12 protein-coding genes are annotated in these 15,175 nt (G+C 68.9%); 10 read left to right on the plus strand and 2 right to left on the minus strand.

What is annotated here, in order from left to right; all coding sequences use genetic code 11:
- The first annotated feature begins 12 nt into the window (after nucleotides 1-12).
- From A9976_RS20065 to A9976_RS20075, 3 genes are all read left to right on the plus strand, one after another.
- Nucleotides 13-435, plus strand: a complete 423-nt coding sequence (locus tag A9976_RS20065; protein ID WP_016446794.1) for a PaaI family thioesterase — start codon at nucleotides 13-15, stop codon at nucleotides 433-435.
- Between the two features lie 97 nt (nucleotides 436-532).
- Complete coding sequence (locus tag A9976_RS20070) at nucleotides 533-1,549, plus strand: NADP-dependent oxidoreductase (protein ID WP_183020468.1); 1,017 nt, start codon at nucleotides 533-535, stop codon at nucleotides 1,547-1,549.
- 28 nt (nucleotides 1,550-1,577) lie between these two features.
- Nucleotides 1,578-2,483: an SDR family oxidoreductase gene (locus tag A9976_RS20075; protein ID WP_183020469.1), complete on the plus strand. Its 906-nt coding sequence runs from the start codon at nucleotides 1,578-1,580 to the stop codon at nucleotides 2,481-2,483.
- A 3-nt stretch (nucleotides 2,484-2,486) separates the two neighbouring features.
- On the opposite strand, the gene A9976_RS20080 is transcribed toward A9976_RS20075, so the two are convergent.
- Nucleotides 2,487-3,197, minus strand: a complete 711-nt coding sequence (locus A9976_RS20080; RefSeq protein ID WP_183020470.1) for a DUF1566 domain-containing protein — start codon at nucleotides 3,195-3,197, stop codon at nucleotides 2,487-2,489.
- Nucleotides 3,198-3,417: 220 nt separating this feature from the next.
- Here A9976_RS20080 and A9976_RS20085 point away from each other — a divergent pair, with 220 nt between their 5' ends.
- From A9976_RS20085 to A9976_RS20110, 6 genes are all read left to right on the plus strand, one after another.
- Nucleotides 3,418-4,656 (plus strand): multidrug effflux MFS transporter, encoded by a 1,239-nt coding sequence (locus tag A9976_RS20085; protein ID WP_183020471.1) that lies wholly within the window; start codon nucleotides 3,418-3,420, stop codon nucleotides 4,654-4,656.
- A complete protein-coding gene (locus A9976_RS20090; protein WP_183020472.1) occupies nucleotides 4,653-6,077 on the plus strand; it encodes an MFS transporter in 1,425 nt (474 codons plus the stop codon). Before A9976_RS20085 ends, A9976_RS20090 begins: the two co-directional genes overlap by 4 nt.
- A gap of 166 nt (nucleotides 6,078-6,243) precedes the next feature.
- Nucleotides 6,244-7,599 carry an efflux RND transporter periplasmic adaptor subunit gene (locus A9976_RS20095; protein ID WP_183020473.1) on the plus strand — a complete coding sequence of 452 codons (1,356 nt, stop codon included), beginning with the start codon at nucleotides 6,244-6,246 and terminating at the stop codon, nucleotides 7,597-7,599.
- An 18-nt stretch (nucleotides 7,600-7,617) separates the two neighbouring features.
- Nucleotides 7,618-10,815, plus strand: a complete 3,198-nt coding sequence (locus A9976_RS20100; RefSeq protein WP_183020474.1) for an efflux RND transporter permease subunit — start codon at nucleotides 7,618-7,620, stop codon at nucleotides 10,813-10,815.
- Complete coding sequence (locus tag A9976_RS20105) at nucleotides 10,812-12,281, plus strand: efflux transporter outer membrane subunit (protein ID WP_183020475.1); 1,470 nt, start codon at nucleotides 10,812-10,814, stop codon at nucleotides 12,279-12,281. The genes A9976_RS20100 and A9976_RS20105 overlap by 4 nt, the downstream gene beginning before the upstream one ends.
- Before the next feature lie 50 nt (nucleotides 12,282-12,331).
- Nucleotides 12,332-12,661 (plus strand): antibiotic biosynthesis monooxygenase, encoded by a 330-nt coding sequence (locus tag A9976_RS20110; RefSeq protein ID WP_016446802.1) that lies wholly within the window; start codon nucleotides 12,332-12,334, stop codon nucleotides 12,659-12,661.
- Here A9976_RS20110 and A9976_RS20115 read toward each other — a convergent pair.
- Nucleotides 12,646-13,758, minus strand: a complete 1,113-nt coding sequence (locus A9976_RS20115; RefSeq protein ID WP_183020476.1) for a DUF72 domain-containing protein — start codon at nucleotides 13,756-13,758, stop codon at nucleotides 12,646-12,648. The two genes, A9976_RS20110 and A9976_RS20115, sit on opposite strands and share 16 nt — an antisense overlap.
- A gap of 288 nt (nucleotides 13,759-14,046) precedes the next feature.
- Between A9976_RS20115 and A9976_RS20120 the strand changes: the two genes are divergently transcribed.
- Nucleotides 14,047-15,174 carry a chromosome condensation regulator gene (locus A9976_RS20120; protein WP_183020477.1) on the plus strand — a complete coding sequence of 376 codons (1,128 nt, stop codon included), beginning with the start codon at nucleotides 14,047-14,049 and terminating at the stop codon, nucleotides 15,172-15,174.
- Nucleotide 15,175: the final 1 nt, after the last annotated feature.

Here is a 15,175-nt window from a genome sequence, read left to right on the forward strand (position 1 = left end):
CTGGAGAATTTCGTGCTGGATTTTGGCCACCCCATCCCCTTCGTCGACCACCTGGGTTTCACCCTGCACCGCATGGAGGACGGGGAGTCCGAGCTGCGCTTCGAGGCGCGCCCCGAGCACCTGAACACCTTTGACGTGACCCACGGCGGCGCCACCATGACCCTGCTGGACGTGACCATGGCCGTGGCTGCACGCAGCCTGCAGCGCGACATGGGCTGCGTGACCATAGAGATGAAGACCAGCTTCATGCAGCCGGCGCGCGGCCCGCTGGTGGCCAAGGGCGTGGTGCTGCACCGCACGCGTTCCATGGCCTATACCGAGGCGCGCGTGTTCGATGCCTCGGGCCGGCTGTGCAGCCATGCGACCGGAACGTTCAAGTACATGCCGCGCGTGGCCAAGCCGGCCGCCGCCGAGACAACCCTCGCCACGGACTGATCCGCACGGCGATTTGCCAGATACCCAATGCCACACGCCAGCCCCGGCAGCACCGGGAACTGGTTCCATTGTTTGTGATGCCACCGGAGGTTTTCCCATGCCCGTGAACCAGCAGATCCTGCTCGACAACCGCCCCGAGGGCGAAGCCGTGGAAAGCAATTTCCGCCTTGTCAGTACCGAGACCCCCGCGCTGGCCGAAGGCCAGGTGCTGGTGCGCCACCACTACCTGAGCCTGGACCCCTACATGCGCGGCCGCATGAATGACAGCAAGAGCTATGCCCAGCCGCAGCCGCTGGGCGAGGTGATGATCGGCGGCACCGTGGGCGAGGTGGTGGAAAGCCGCCATCCCAAGTTTGCGGTCGGCGACAAGGTCGTGGGCATGGGCGGCTGGCAGGAGTACAGCGTGGTCGATGGCGATGCGCCCGGCATGCTGCGCAAGGTGGACACCACCCACGTGCCGCTGTCGCACTACCTGGGCGCCGTGGGCATGCCCGGCGTGACGGCCTGGTACGGCCTGGTGAAGATCATCGCCCCCAAGGCCGGCGAGACCGTGGTGGTCAGCGCCGCCACGGGCGCCGTGGGCAGCGCCTTCGCGGCCCTGGCCAAGGCACGCGGCTGCCGCGTGGTGGGCATTGCGGGCGGCCCCGAGAAGTGCCGCTACGCCACCGAGGAGCTGGGCTTCGACGCCTGCATCGACTACCGCGAACACCCCGACACCAAGACCATGGCCAAGGCGCTCAAGGACGCCTGCCCGCAGGGCATCGACGGCTACTTCGAGAACGTGGGCGGCTACATCCTCGACGCCGTGCTGCTGCGCACCAATGCCTTTGCGCGCATCGCGCTGTGCGGAATGATCGCGGGCTACGACGGCACGCCGCTGCCCATGGCCAATCCCGCGCTCATCCTGATCAACCGCATCCGTATCGAAGGCTTCATCGTCAGCGAGCACATGGAAGTCTGGCCCGAGGCGCTGCAGGAACTGGGCCGCCTGGTGGGCACCGGCAAGCTGCGCCCGCGCGAGAGCATTGCCGAAGGCATTGCCTCCGCACCCTCGGCCTTCCTGGGCTTGCTCAAGGGCAAGAACTTCGGAAAGCAACTCGTCAAATTGATCTGAACCACCACAAAGACCAGGAGACAAGGGAATGATCAAGAACTTCAAGGGCAAGACGGCCGTGCTGACGGGCGCGGGCTCGGGCTTCGGGCTGGAGTGCGCGCGCATCGGCGCGAAGCTGGGCATGAACCTGGTGCTGGTCGATGTGCAGCAGGAGGCGCTGGACAGGGCCGCCGCCGAGTTCGAAGGGCAGGGCGTGCGCGTGCTGGCACGCCGCGTGGATGTGTCCGACGCAGCCCAGATGCAGGCCCTGGCCGATGAGGTGCGCCAGCAGTTCGGCGCGCCGCACTTCGTGTTCAACAACGCGGGCGTGGGCGCGGGCGGACTGGTCTGGGAGAACACGCTGGAAGATTGGCAGTGGGTGCTGGGCGTCAACCTCTGGGGCGTGATCCACGGCGTGCGGCTGTTCACGCCCATGATGCTGGAGGCGGCCAAGGCCGACCTGTCCTTCGAGGGCCACATCGTCAACACGGCCAGCATGGCCGGCCTGCTGGCGCCGCCCAACATGGGCATCTACAACGTCAGCAAGCATGCCGTGGTCAGCCTGACCGAGACGCTGTACCAGGACCTGGCCCTGGTCTCCGACCAGATCAGCGCCAGCGTGTTGTGCCCCTTCTTCGTGCCCACGGGCATCAGCCACAGCGAGCGCAACCGGCCCGGCCATCTGGCCGCCCAGCCGCTGACGGCCAGCCAGAAGATCGGCCAGGCCATGAGCGAGAAGGCCGTGGGCTCGGGCAAGGTCACGGCCACCGATGTGGCGCAGAAGGTCTTCGACGCCATTGCGGCCAACCAGTTCTACATCTACAGCCATCCGCAGGCGCTGGGCTCGGTCCAGACCCGCATGGAAGATGTGGTGCAGGGGCGCAATCCCACCGATCCGTTCGCGCACAAGCCCGAACTGGGCGCCAGCTTGAAGGCCTCGCTGCGCGCGGCCTGAGCGTCAGTCCTCCTCGTCCGGGTCCGGCCTGTGGGGGGCCGGCCTGGTGGGAGCCTCGGCCTTTTCATCGGGCGGCGTGGAGGGCAGGGGCCGCACCAGCCGCACCATGAGCTGGTTGCCGCGCCCCATGTCGGGCCGCGTCTCCAGGCTGTCGAGGTCGATGGCCCAGGCCTGCTGGGCCGACAGCTGCGTACCGGCGCTGCCCGAGATATTGCTGTAGTTGTAGGGGTTGACGGGCCGCGCGTTCACCGCTGCCGTGCCCGTCCAGTGCCAGCCGCGCGGTGCGCCCGGGAACAGTTCGGGCGACAGGCCTTGCGGCCGGATGTCGCGCGAGATCAGCCGGCGCATCTCGTTGACGCGCGGCAGGCGCCAGCGCACGCCGTCCTGCTTGGCCCGCTCGGCGGCCAGGGCCTGCGCCTGCTTGTGCGTGAGCAGCTCCGGCAGGCCCGTGCAGGTCTTGCCATTCCAGTGCATGCCTTCCACGCAGCGTGGCCACAGCAGGCGGGCGCGCCGGTCGATCACGTCGCGGCCGTCTTCGGATACTTCCAGCACAGGAGCGGCGCCAGGCCTGGGGCTGCGCTGTGCCTCCTGCGGTGTCTCTCGCTGCGCTGCCTGGACAGAACCCAGCGTGCAGACACCGAGCAGCAGGGCGGCGAGCAGGGGCCCCGGCAGTGCATTCAGGGCCGGTGGAAAGGAGGGCAGGGATGGGCGCATGGTGTGTTGCAGTGGCGATGGCGGTGGCAGCGATGAAAAGGTGGGTTGGCCTCTTGGGTGGCAATCTCGTATCGGAGCGTAACAGGATTGCGGGCTTCTGAATTTGTGCCGCGGCAAGCCGCCAGCGCCAGGTGCGCTGGGCTGCATGCCCAGGAAATGTGAGCAGCCCCCTGCAGCCCCGCGCGCTTGCCGCCACAATGGCGCGTCTATGTCTGCGTCTATGCCTTCCTCTTCTTCTCCCGCTTCCCCTGATTCCCACACGCTGCGCCTGGTGCTGATCCTGGGCCTGCTGTCGGCCATCGGCCCGTTTGCCATCGACATGTACCTGCCCGCGCTGCCCCAGATCGGCAGCAGCCTGGGCGCCCAGGTGGGCGCGGTGCAGGCCAGCCTGACGGCCTTCTTCCTCTCGCTGGGCGTGGGCCAGCTGCTGTACGGGCCGGTCTCGGACATGGTGGGGCGCAAGCCGCCGCTGTACTTCGGCCTGACCGTGTTCGCGCTGGCCAGCGTCGGCTGCGCCATGGCCACCAGCATCGAGACCCTGGTGGTGCTGCGCTTCATCCAGGGCCTGGGCGCGGCCGCCGGCATGGCGGTGCCGCGCGCCGTGGTGCGCGACCTGCACACCGGCCACGCGGCGGCCCGCATGATGTCGCTGCTGATGCTGGTGTTCAGCGTCTCTCCCATCCTGGCGCCGCTGGCCGGCAGCGGCGTGATCGCCGTCAGCAGCTGGCGCGGCGTGTTCTGGGCCGTGGCCGTGGCGGCCGTGATCGGCCTGGTGGCCGTGTTCATGGGCCTGAAGGAAACGCGCGGGGCCGCCGCGCGGCTGGACAGCAGCGTGGCCGGCGCACTGCGCGCCTACGGCGTGCTGCTGCGCGACTGGCATTACCTGGGCCTGGTCTTCATCGGCGGCTGCGCCATGGCGGGCTTTTTCGTCTACCTGGCTGGCTCCCCCTTTGTGCTGATCAATTACTACGGACTGAGCTCCACCCAGTACAGCCTGGCCTTCGGGCTGAACGCCATCGCCTTCATCGGCGCGGCGCAGTTCACGGGCTGGCTGGGCCAGCGCTTCGGGCTGGTGCGCGTGGTCAAGGTGGCGGCCACCGGCTCCGGCCTGGTGATGCTGTCGCTGCTGGCCTACTACCTGCTGGGCGGTGAACGGCTGGCCGTGCTGATCGGCCTGTACTTCGTGGCCAGCGCGCTGATGGGGCTGGTGATACCGACGACCTCGGTGCTGGCGCTGGAGGAACACGGCGCCATTGCCGGCACGGCCTCGGCGCTGCTGGGCACGCTGCAGATGCTGTCGGGCGCCGCGGCCATGCAGATCGTGGGCCTGTTCTCCACGGGCAAGCCCCTGCCCATGGTGGTGGGCATGGCCACGGGCGCGCTGATCGGTGTGGCCCTGGCCTGGATCACGCTGGGCGGTGCGCGTGCCCATCGCGTGGGCGCAAAGGGCCATTCATGAGCCTGGCACCCGCGGCAGAGGCTGCGCCTGTCCACGATGGACTTGCGTCAGGCCCCCGAGGCCAGGCGATGCTGGTCATCATCCTGGGGCTGACGCTGTCGGTGCTGGACAGCACCCTGGTCAATCTGGCACTGCCGGCCATGGCGCGCGAGCTGCAGGCCAGCTCGGCCCATACGCTGTGGGTGGTCAATTCCTACCAGCTTGCCAGCCTGGTGCTGCTGCTGCCGCTGGCGGCCCTGGGTGAGCGCCTGGGCTACCGCCGTGTGTATCTGGTGGGCATGCTGGTGTTTTCCGTGGCCTCGCTGGCGGCCATGCTGGCCACGTCGCTGCCCACGCTGGTGGCGGCGCGTGCGCTGCAGGGCCTGGGCGCTGCGGGGGTGATGAGCGTCAACGCCGCCCTGGTGCGGCTGATCTATCCGCGTGCCCTGCTGGGCCGGGGCATGGCCGTGAATTCACTGGTGGTGGCCACGGCCTCCATGGCCGGGCCCTCGGTGGCGGCGGCGATCCTGTCGGTGGCCAGCTGGCCCTGGCTGTTTGCGGCCAATCTGCCGCTGGGCCTGTTCACGCTGTGGCTGGGGCGCCGCGCGCTGCCGGTCAATGCCGTGGCCGGCCATGCAGGGGCGCGGCTGTCGCCGCTGGACGTGCTGCTCAACATCCTCATGTTCAGCCTGATCTTCCTGGGCGGCGAGCAACTGGGCGTGCGCGCCGGCGGTGCCGATTCCTCCCTGCCTTCGGGCTGGTGGCTGCTGGGCGCGGGCCTGCTGGTGGGCGCATGGTATGTGCGCCGCCAGTGGCGCCTGCCCGCGCCGCTGCTGCCGGTGGACCTGCTGCGCATTCCGGTGTTTGCGCTGTCCATGTGCGGATCGGTCAGCGCCTTTTGCGCGCAGATGCTGGCCTATCTGGCCCTGCCGTTCCTGCTGCTGGAGTCGCACGGCATGTCGCCCATCGAGGCCGGGCTGCTGATCACGGCCTGGCCGCTGGCCACGGTGCTGACTGCGCCCATCGCGGGCCGGCTCATCGGCCGCTATGCGGACGGGCTGCTGGGCGGCATCGGCATGGCCATGTTCGCCTGCGGGCTGTGGGCGCTGGCGGCCATGCCCGATGCGCCTTCGACCGTGGACATGGTCTGGCGCATGCTGCTGGCGGGCAGCGGCTTTGCGCTGTACCAGTCGCCCAACAACCACACCATCGTGACCACGGCGCCCCTGGCACGCAGCGGCGCGGCCGGCGGCATGCTGAGTTCGGCGCGGCTCACGGGGCAGACCCTGGGCGCCGTGGTGCTGGCCACCATCTTCACCTTCGCGGGCGGGCATGGCGGCCATGCCGAAATCGTGGCCCTGGCCGTGGCGGGCTGCTTTGCGGCCATGGCGGGCGTGTTCAGCCTGCTTCGCGTGCGCACGGCACCCGCACCTAAGCACTGAACAGGCCGGTAAATGGCATTGAACTTGCGTGTGTCGGCGCGCTCCGACACATGCATCATCCTGGATGGACTTGCCAGGAGATTTAGGTGGCATGCCATCCGCTTTACAAACAAGAAATATGGGCACTGCACAATCGTGCGATGCCCCAAACGACTTCGCTGTTCCTATGAATTTTGACGTGCCTTTTTCGCCGAGCCCGCGCTTTGCCGCGTCTTCCGATTCCCAGCCCGGCGCAGGGCACGCACAACCTCCTGCCTTGCTTGCACGCAGCAAGCGCCCCGGTGCTGCCGTGCTGTGCGCGCTGGCGCTGGCCGCCAGCCTGGCTGCCTGCTCCAAGAAGGATGCAGCACCTGCCGCCACGGCCAAGGCTGCGACCGAGGTGGGCGTGGTCACGCTGCAAAAACAGAGCCAGCAGCTTGACGCCACGCTGCCGGGCCGCACGCGCGCCTCGCTGACCGCCGAGGTGCGGCCCCAGGTGTCGGGCATCGTGCAAAAGCGTTTGTTCACCGAGGGCGCACTGGTGCGCCAGGGCCAGCAGCTCTACCAGATCGACGCGGCCTCGCTGCGCGCCACCGAGGCCAGCGCCCAGGCGGCCGTGGCCAAGTCCGAAGCCAGCGCCCGCACGCTGGAGGCCACGGCGCGGCGCAATGCCGAGCTGGTCAAGATCGATGCCATCAGCCAGCAGGCCTTTGAAGAAAGCCAGGCAGCGGCCGCCCAGTCGCGCTCGGACGTGGCCGTGGCCAAGGCCAATCTGGAGACCGCGCGCATCAACCTCAAGTACAGCCGCATCGAGGCGCCCATCAGCGGGCGCATCAGCCTGTCCACGGTGACGCCGGGCGCGCTGGTCACCGCCAACCAGACCGAGGCGCTGACCTCCATCGTGCAGCTGGACCCCATGTATGTGGACTTCACCCAGTCCACCAGCGAGCTGCTGCAGCTCAAGCGTGACTGGGATGCCGGGCGCTTCCAGAAGGTGGAAGGCGACAAGGTGGCCGTGCGCATCCGCCTGGACGATGGCACGGACTACAGCCACCAGGGCAAGCTGCAGTTTGCCGGCGTGATCGTCAATGCCACCACGGGCAGCGTGACGCTGCGCGCCGTGGTGCCCAACCCGCAGGGCGTTCTCATGCCCGGCATGTATGTGCAGGCCCTGCTGCCCACGGGCCTGGCGCCCGAGGCGCTGCTGGTGCCCCAGCAGTCGGTGACGCGCGACCTGACCGGCAAGGCCAGCGTGCTGGTGGCCAAGGCCGACGACGTGATCGAGCGCCGGCCCGTGAACATCGACCGCGCCGTGGGCAATATGTGGCTGCTGCAGGATGGCCTGTCGGCCGGCGAGCGCGTGGTGGTCGACGGCTTCCAGCGCATCAAGCCCGGCGACAAGGTGCGCGCCGTGGAGGTGGACCTGCGCGCCAAGGCCCAGGCCCGCAAGGGCAAGCCGGCCGACGGGCCGGCAGCACCTGGCGCTGCGGACAAGGCGCCTGCTCCAGCACCGGCAGCGGCTCCTGCTCCGGCCGCCGGCTAAGCCGCAGGAACCCGTCACATGGCTCAGTTCTTCATCAACCGGCCCATCTTCGCGTGGGTCATCGCCATCGTCATCATGCTGGGCGGCGCGCTGTCCATCTTCACGCTGCCACTGGAGCAATACCCCGACATCGCGCCGCCGCGCGTGACCATCGGCGCGCAGTACACGGGCGCCTCGGCCGAGACGGTCGAGAACTCGGTGACCCAGATCATCGAGCAGCAGCTCAAGGGCATCGACAACATGCTCTACATGAGCTCCACGTCCGACGCCTCGGGCCGTGCGCGCACCACGCTGACCTTTGCGCCTGGCACCAACATCGACGTGGCCCAGGTGCAGGTGCAAAACAAGCTGCAGTCCGCCGTGAACCGCCTGCCCGACGCGGTCAAGAGCCGGGGCGTGTTCGTGAACAAGGGCGGCCAGGACTTCCTGGTCACCTACAGCTTCTTCTCCAAGGACCCGGCCATGACCGCGGTCGATATCGGCGACTACCTGACCAGCAACCTGGTCGATGTGATCGGCCGCCTCGACGGCGTGGGCGATGTCAACGTCTTCGGCACCAACTATGCGATGCGCATCTGGATGGACCCGGCCAAGATGGAGAAGTACGCGCTGATGCCGTCGGACCTGGTCAATGCGCTGAACTCACAGAACGCCCAGGTCTCGGCCGGCCAGCTGGGCGCGCTGCCCGCCGTCTCCGACCAGCAGCTGAACGCCACCATCACGGCGCGCACCAAGCTCAAGACGGTGGAGCAGTTCGAGGATATCGTGCTCAAGTCCTCGCTGGACGGCTCGGTGGTGCTCATGAAGGACGTGGCCCGCGTGGAGCTGGGCGCCGACAACCTGACCATCAAGGCCAAGCTCAACGGCCTGCCCGGCGCGGGCATGGGCATCGTGCTGGCCGATGGCGCCAATGCCATGAAGGTGGCCGACACCATCGCCGCCAAGCTGGCCGAGCTCAAGCCGTTCTTCCCCAACGAGATCGACTACTTCGTCAGCTCGGACTCCACGCCCTTCGTGCGCGCCTCCATCAAGGAAGTGGTCAGCGCGCTGGGCGAGGCCATGATCCTCGTGGTCATCGTGATGTTCATCTTCCTGCAGAACTTCCGCGCCACGATGATCCCCGCCATCGCCGTGCCCGTGGTGCTGCTGGGCACCTTCGGCGTGCTGTCGCTGGCCGGGTACTCGATCAATACGCTGACCATGTTCGCCATGGTGCTGGCCATCGGCCTGCTGGTGGACGACGCCATCGTCGTGGTGGAGAACGTCGAGCGCGTGATGCACGAGACGGGCATGTCGCCCAAGCAGGCCACGCGCCAGTCCATGCGCGAGATCACGCCGGCCCTGGTGGGCATCGGCGTGACGCTGTCGGCCGTGTTCGTGCCCATGGCCTTCTTCGGCGGCTCCACGGGCGTGATCTACCGGCAGTTCTCCATCACCATCGTCGCGGCCATGGCGCTGTCGGTGTTCGTGGCGCTGACGCTCACGCCTGCGCTGTGCGCCACGCTGCTCAAGCCGCCCGCAGCGGGCGGGGCAGGGCATGACCGCCCCATCCGCAGCGGCATCCTGGGGGTGAACGACAGGTTCTTCCGCTGGTTCAACCACCATTTCGACGCCACGGCCGCGCGCTACCAGGGCACGGTGGCGTACTCGCTGCGCCGTGCCAAGCGCATGATGCTGATCTTCCTGGCCGTCTGCGGCGTGGTCTGGCTGCTGATGGCGCGCCTGCCCACCTCCTTCCTGCCGGACGAGGACCAGGGCTTCGTCTTCGTCAACATCAACCTGCCCTCGGGCGCGGCCGATACGCGGCTGCAGGGCGTGCTCGACGAGGTGCGCGACTACTTTGCCAAGCAGCCAGACGTGCTGAGCTTCTACCAGGTCTCGGGCCTCAACGGTGACCAGGCCTCGGCACGCGCCTTCGTGCGGCTGAAGACCTGGGAGGAGCGGCCGCTGCCCAGCCAGTCGGCGTCCGAGATCGCGCACCGTGCGACCAGGGACCTGTCCTCCATCCGCGATGCGCGCGTGCTGGTCGTGCTGCCCCCGGCCGTGCGCGGCCTGGGCTCCAGCTCGGGCTTCAACTTCATGATCAAGGACATGAACGGCCTGGGCCACCAGGCGCTGCTGGAGGCCAAGGAGAAATTCCTGACCGAGGCCCGCAAGCGCCCCGAGCTCACCAATCTGCGCATGACCAACCTGGAAGACGCCAGCGAGCTGCGCCTGGACATCGACGACCGCAAGGCCGCCGCGCTCGGCCTGTCGTACACCGACATCAACAGCGTGCTGTCCAGCGCCATGGGCGGCACCTATGTCAACGACTTCCTGAACAACGAGCGCGTCAAGCGCGTCTACATCCAGGGCGATGCGCCGCACCGCATGCTGCCCCAGGACATCGCCAAGTGGACGGTACGCAACGCCAAGGGCGAGATGGTGCCGTTCAGTTCGTTCTCCAGCAGCTACTGGGCCTACGGCTCGCCCCAGCTCATGCGCTACAACGGCAACCCGGCCTACGAAATGGAAGGCCGCGCCGCCTCCGGCGTCAGCTCGGGCACGGCCATGCAGATCGTGGAGGACATCCTGCGCACCCTGCCTGCCGGCATAGGCTACGAGTGGACCGGCGCCTCGCTGCAGGAGCGCCAGTCGGGCGCCCAGGCGCCGCTGCTGTACGCCATCTCCATCCTCTTCGTGTTCCTGTGCCTGGCGGCGCTGTACGAAAGCTGGACCGTGCCGCTGTCGGTGATGCTGGCCGTGCCGCTGGGCGTGGTGGGCGCGCTGGCCGCCACCTACACGCGCGGGCTGACCAACGACGTGTACTTCCAGGTGGGCCTGCTGACCACGGTGGGCCTGGCATCCAAGAACGCCATCCTGATCGTGGAATTTGCGGTGCAGCTGCAGGAGCAGGGCAAGAGCATCTTCGACGCCGTGGTCTCGGCCGTGCGCCTGCGCCTGCGTCCCATCTTGATGACCTCGCTGGCCTTCGGCTTCGGCGTCATTCCGCTGGCCATCGGCACGGGTGCCGGAGCGGGCGGGCGCAATGCCATCGGCACGGCCGTGCTCGGCGGCATGCTGGCCTCCACGGTGCTGGGCATCTTCCTGGTGCCCGTGTTCTTCCTGCTGATCCGCAGCTGGTTCAAGAGCCACTCGCGCACCGAGGACGACGCGCCCCAGCCCACGGCCGGATCACCTGATTCACCGCATACCGCAAAGGAGAGCGCAGCATGAGGCGCCGAATGAACCGTTCCACCCTCGCCGCAGCGGCGGCGCTGGCGGCGCTGCTGACCGGCTGCAACCTCGCGCCGCAGCACCGCACGCCCGACATGCCCGTGCCCGATGCCGTGGGCAGCACGGCCACGACGCCGGCCCAGGCCGACGAGGCCAGCCTGCAGGCCGCTGCCGCGCTGGGCTGGGTGCAGTCCCGGCAGCTGCGCGAGGTCATTGCGCTGGCCCTGGCCAACAACCGCGACCTGCGCGTGGCCGTGGAAAGCATCGAACGCGCGCGTGCCCAGTACGGCATCACGCGCGCCGACCTGCTGCCCAGCGTCAACGCCCAGGCCCAGGCCAGCCGTGCGCGCACGGCCGCCGGCATGACCAGCGCCACCCAGGCGGCGTCGGTCAGCACCCAGTACACGGCCCAGCTGGGCTTTGCCAGCTATGAGATCGACCTGTGGGGCCGCGTGCGCAACCTCAGCGAGGCCGCGCTGCAGCAGTTCCTGCAAAGCGAGCAGAACCGGCGCAATGTGCAGATCGGCCTGGTGGCCGATGTGGCCAACGGCTGGCTCACGCTGGCGGCCGACCAGGCCCGCCTGCAACTGGCGCGCGAGACCCTGGCCAGCCGCGAGAAGGCCTATGAGCTGACGCGGCGCATGCACGAGATTGGCTCCACATCGGGCCTGGTGCTGGCACAGAACCAGACCACGGTGGACACGGCGCGCGGCGACGTGGCCAGCTTCACCTCCCAGGTGGAGCGTGACCGCAACGCCCTGCAATTGCTGGTGGGCGGCCCGCTGCCCGAGGCCCTGCTGCCCGGCGCCGCCACGCTGCGCGCCGATGCCCGGCCCGCGGCCGCGCTGCAGCCCGTGCCTGCACCGCTGCCCTCCAGCGTGCTGCTGGTGCGCCCCGACATCCAGGCCGCCGAGAACAACCTGCGTGCCATGGAGGCCAACATCGGCGCCGCACGCGCCGCCATGTTCCCCTCCATCAGCCTCACGGCCAGCGTGGGCTCGGGCAGCCGCGAACTCGATGGCCTCTTTGGCGGCAGCAGCAGCACCTGGAGCTTCATCCCTCTGGTGCGCCTGCCCATCTTCGACGGCGGCCGCAACCGCGCGGGCGTGCAGGTGGCCGAGGCCAACCAGCGCATCGCCATCGCCCAGTACGAGAAGGCCGTGCAGACGGCCTTCCGCGAAGCCGCCGACGTGCTGGCCGACCGCGCACAGTGGGACGAGCGCCTGGCCGCCCAGACCAGCATGGTCGCCGCCACGCAAAAGGCCTTCGACCTGTCGGAGGCCCGCTTCAAGGCCGGCGTGGACAACTACCTCACCGTGCTGGATGCGCAGCGCAGCCTCTACACGGCCCAGCAGACCCTGATCGGCCTGCGCCTGTCCGAGCAGCTCAACCGCGTCACGCTGTGGAAGGTGCTGGGCGGCGAGCAGGTGCAGGCGTCGTCCGCCTCGGCACCGGCGAATTCCTGAGCGCGGGCGGTGTATTGCGCGGTCCCGCAGAACATGCCGCCCCGACCACGATGAGCCCCTTTGCCAACACCCCCGAGCCGCCTTACTACGCCGTCATCTTCTCGTCGCGTAGGACGCCGGACGACGATGATGGCTACGGCCTCATGGCCCAGCGCATGGTGGACCTGGCCGCGCAGCAGCAAGGCTTCCTGGGCGCGGAAAGCACGCGCGGCGAGGACGGTTTCGGCATCACCGTGTCGTACTGGTCCACGGCCGAATCCATAGCGCGCTGGAAGCAGGACGCCGAGCACCTGGTCGCCCAGCAGCTGGGCAAGGACGCCTGGTACGAGCACTATGAATTGCGCGTGGCCCGCGTGGAGCGCGCCTACGGCAAGCGCTGAACCCGGGCCGCCTGCGCTTGCACCACGGCCTCGGCCAGCAGCGCGATGGAGCGCGGCGCGCAGCCTTCGGCATCGTTGCTCACTGTCACAAAGGCGGGCAGCCCGCGGCTGGTGATGCCATCGATGGTCTTGGCGAGGATGGCGCGCGTGTGCACGTCGGGCGTGCGGATCTCGTCGAAGGGATCGTGCTTCTTTTGCGCATCGGGGTAGCCGTAGGCCCCGAATTCGCGGTTCAGGTTCCAGCGGCAGACGAGCGGGGTGGGCCACAGCCCGCGCAGAAAAACCAATTGCTCTTCGATGGGCGGCATCTTGCCGTGCAGCCCCAGGCAGAATGTGGCGCCCGCAGCGCGCAGCGTGTCCGCCAGCTCGGGCGTCAAAAGCTCCGGGTCGCGCACCTCCACCGCCACGATGATCTGTGCGCCCAGCCGATGGGCGGCCAGCGCCGCTCGCACCGCGTCCAGCATGGCCTGCAGCCGCGCCAGCAGTTCGGTGGGGCGGCTCAGCAGGCCCCAGGTCATGGGACTGAGCTGGAACACCAGCACGCCGAGCTGCTCGCCCAGCCCTTCGAGCGTGGGCTCGACGAAGCTGGTCACGGCCAGATCGGGTTGAAGGAACACGGGGTTCAGCGACATGCCCTTGCCGTCCTCGTCGCGGACCTGCGCATCGGTGACCACCGAAGGGCACTTGACCACGAAGCGGAAATCGGCCGGCACCTGGCCCGCGAAGGCCAGGTACTGGCTGGCCGTCAACGGCCTCCAGAAGCTGCGGTCCACGCAGACCGTGCGCATCAGCGGATGCCGGCCATAGGCCTCCAGTCCCTTCTTGGCGAGCACGCTTTTGTCATAGGCGCCATCCCAGATCAAACCTTCCCAGCCCGGGTAGGACCAGGTGGAGACCCCCATGCGCAGGCCCGGCGGAAGCTGGTCCGCCAGCGCCTGCCATTGCAGGGCCTGGGGCGCCAGCTGCACGGCACCGACGGCCTTGCGGGATGCCGGCTTGCGGCCGCCAGGCGCCGCGCTGGCGGCAGGCGGGACCGGGGCCAAAGAGGGTGGGGACGGCGGCGGTGAGGGCGGCGCGCCAAACAGATCGTCTTGCATGGGCTGGAGCATGGATTGTCCATGATGCCGCTGCGCCAGCGCAGCCCGCGTAGGCACGCACGCCACGGCCGCCCTTGCGATGTGCCTGGAGGCCAATGCCGCGTCGCAGGCCTGGGGCGGGAACGATTGACGGAGCCCAAGGCGCTCTTGAGGAATCACAGTTTTCAGTGATTGCCGCCCACCGGCTTCCTTTGAACAATCCGCACTGACACCTCACGGGCAGCCGTACCGCCGTGTCGGGATGCCCCAAGACACGCGAAACACGCAAAACACGCAAAGGAGAGGGTGATGCCGACCATAGAACAGGTAGTGGCGGGCCCGCAGCGGTCCGTGCTCATCACATCGGAGGGCGTATTCGCCTGGGGCAATCTGGAGGTGTTGCGCACCCTGCCCGAAGGCGTTGATGCTGCCGAGGTCTGTGCGCCCGATGCCACGCGCATCGGCCACCGCAGCTTTTCCCAGCCCGTGCCCCAGCGCCTGAGCCCCCGTGGCACGCGTTGGGAGGGGCTGGTGGACGCGGGCCATTCGCTGCTGGCCTGGGCCGATGGCCAGGCCTATGCCGTTGCGCCCCAGGTTCGCGATGCCGCGGGCGCCGTGCCCAGGCCTTTGGCCTTGGGCCGGCAGGATGCCGGGGTGCGGCGCATCTGGGCGGGTGAGCAGCAGGCCTATGTGCAGGACCGCGAAGGCGCACTCTGGGGATGGTCGGATGCCATGCCCGGTGCGCAGCGCGTGCAGGGCCTGCCCTCCGTGCGCAGCGTGTCCGCGGGCATGGGCCATGCGCTGGCGCTGGACGCCAGGGGGCAGGTCTGGTCCTGGGGCGCCAATGCTGCGGGCCAACTGGGGCAGGGCGATCTGGTGCAGCGCAGCCGTGCGCAGCGCGTGGTACTGCCGCAGGGCGCTGCGGCCGTGGTGGCGGTGGCGGCGGGGGCCACGCACAGCCTGGCGCTGGACGAGAAGGGGCGGCTGTGGGGCTGGGGCTCCAACCACCAGGGCCAGCTGGACCAGGGGCTGCAGGCTGCCTACAGTCCCGGCCCCGTGCGCATCGCCGTGCCTGAGCGCCTCAGCAGTCTGGCGGCGGGCCTGCACTTTTCGGCGGCGACCACGCAGGGCGGGCAGGTGCTGGCCTGGGGCTGGAATGGCCTGGGCCAGCTGGGCCAGGGCGATGCGGCACCCCGCGCGGGCTTTCACACCGTGCCCGGCCTGGCGGCGGTGCAGCAGATCAGCGTGGGCGGCACGCATGTGCTGGCGCTGGAGCACGGCGGGCGCTGCTGGGCCTGGGGCGACAACCGCCATGGCGCCTGCCAGGGCGAGGACGGGGCCCAGGCCCAGTCCCGCCCCCATGCGCTGGCCTTGCACGCCCTCAATGACCTGACCGAAACCAATGCATTCGCCGGCACGGCAAAGGAGGCCCTGTGAA

This window comes from Delftia sp. UME58, assembly GCF_014170385.1.
Lineage (GTDB): Bacteria > Pseudomonadota > Gammaproteobacteria > Burkholderiales > Burkholderiaceae_C > Comamonas > Comamonas acidovorans.

What these genes read in the sequence shown, in the direction of transcription:
- A9976_RS20075 (WP_183020469.1), top strand. Translation starts at nt 1,578, where the DNA reads ATGATCAAGAACTTCAAGGGCAAGACGGCCGTGCTGACGGGCGCGGGC.
- A9976_RS20070 (WP_183020468.1), top strand. Translation starts at nt 533, where the DNA reads ATGCCCGTGAACCAGCAGATCCTGCTCGACAACCGCCCCGAGGGCGAA.
- A9976_RS20105 (WP_183020475.1), top strand. Translation starts at nt 10,812, where the DNA reads ATGAGGCGCCGAATGAACCGTTCCACCCTCGCCGCAGCGGCGGCGCTG.
- A9976_RS20095 (WP_183020473.1), top strand. Translation starts at nt 6,244, where the DNA reads ATGAATTTTGACGTGCCTTTTTCGCCGAGCCCGCGCTTTGCCGCGTCT.
- A9976_RS20120 (WP_183020477.1), top strand. Translation starts at nt 14,047, where the DNA reads ATGCCGACCATAGAACAGGTAGTGGCGGGCCCGCAGCGGTCCGTGCTC.
- A9976_RS20115 (WP_183020476.1), bottom strand. Translation starts at nt 13,758, where the DNA reads ATGCAAGACGATCTGTTTGGCGCGCCGCCCTCACCGCCGCCGTCCCCA.
- A9976_RS20110 (WP_016446802.1), top strand. Translation starts at nt 12,332, where the DNA reads ATGAGCCCCTTTGCCAACACCCCCGAGCCGCCTTACTACGCCGTCATC.
- A9976_RS20085 (WP_183020471.1), top strand. Translation starts at nt 3,418, where the DNA reads ATGCCTTCCTCTTCTTCTCCCGCTTCCCCTGATTCCCACACGCTGCGC.
- A9976_RS20100 (WP_183020474.1), top strand. Translation starts at nt 7,618, where the DNA reads ATGGCTCAGTTCTTCATCAACCGGCCCATCTTCGCGTGGGTCATCGCC.
- A9976_RS20090 (WP_183020472.1), top strand. Translation starts at nt 4,653, where the DNA reads ATGAGCCTGGCACCCGCGGCAGAGGCTGCGCCTGTCCACGATGGACTT.
- A9976_RS20080 (WP_183020470.1), bottom strand. Translation starts at nt 3,197, where the DNA reads ATGCGCCCATCCCTGCCCTCCTTTCCACCGGCCCTGAATGCACTGCCG.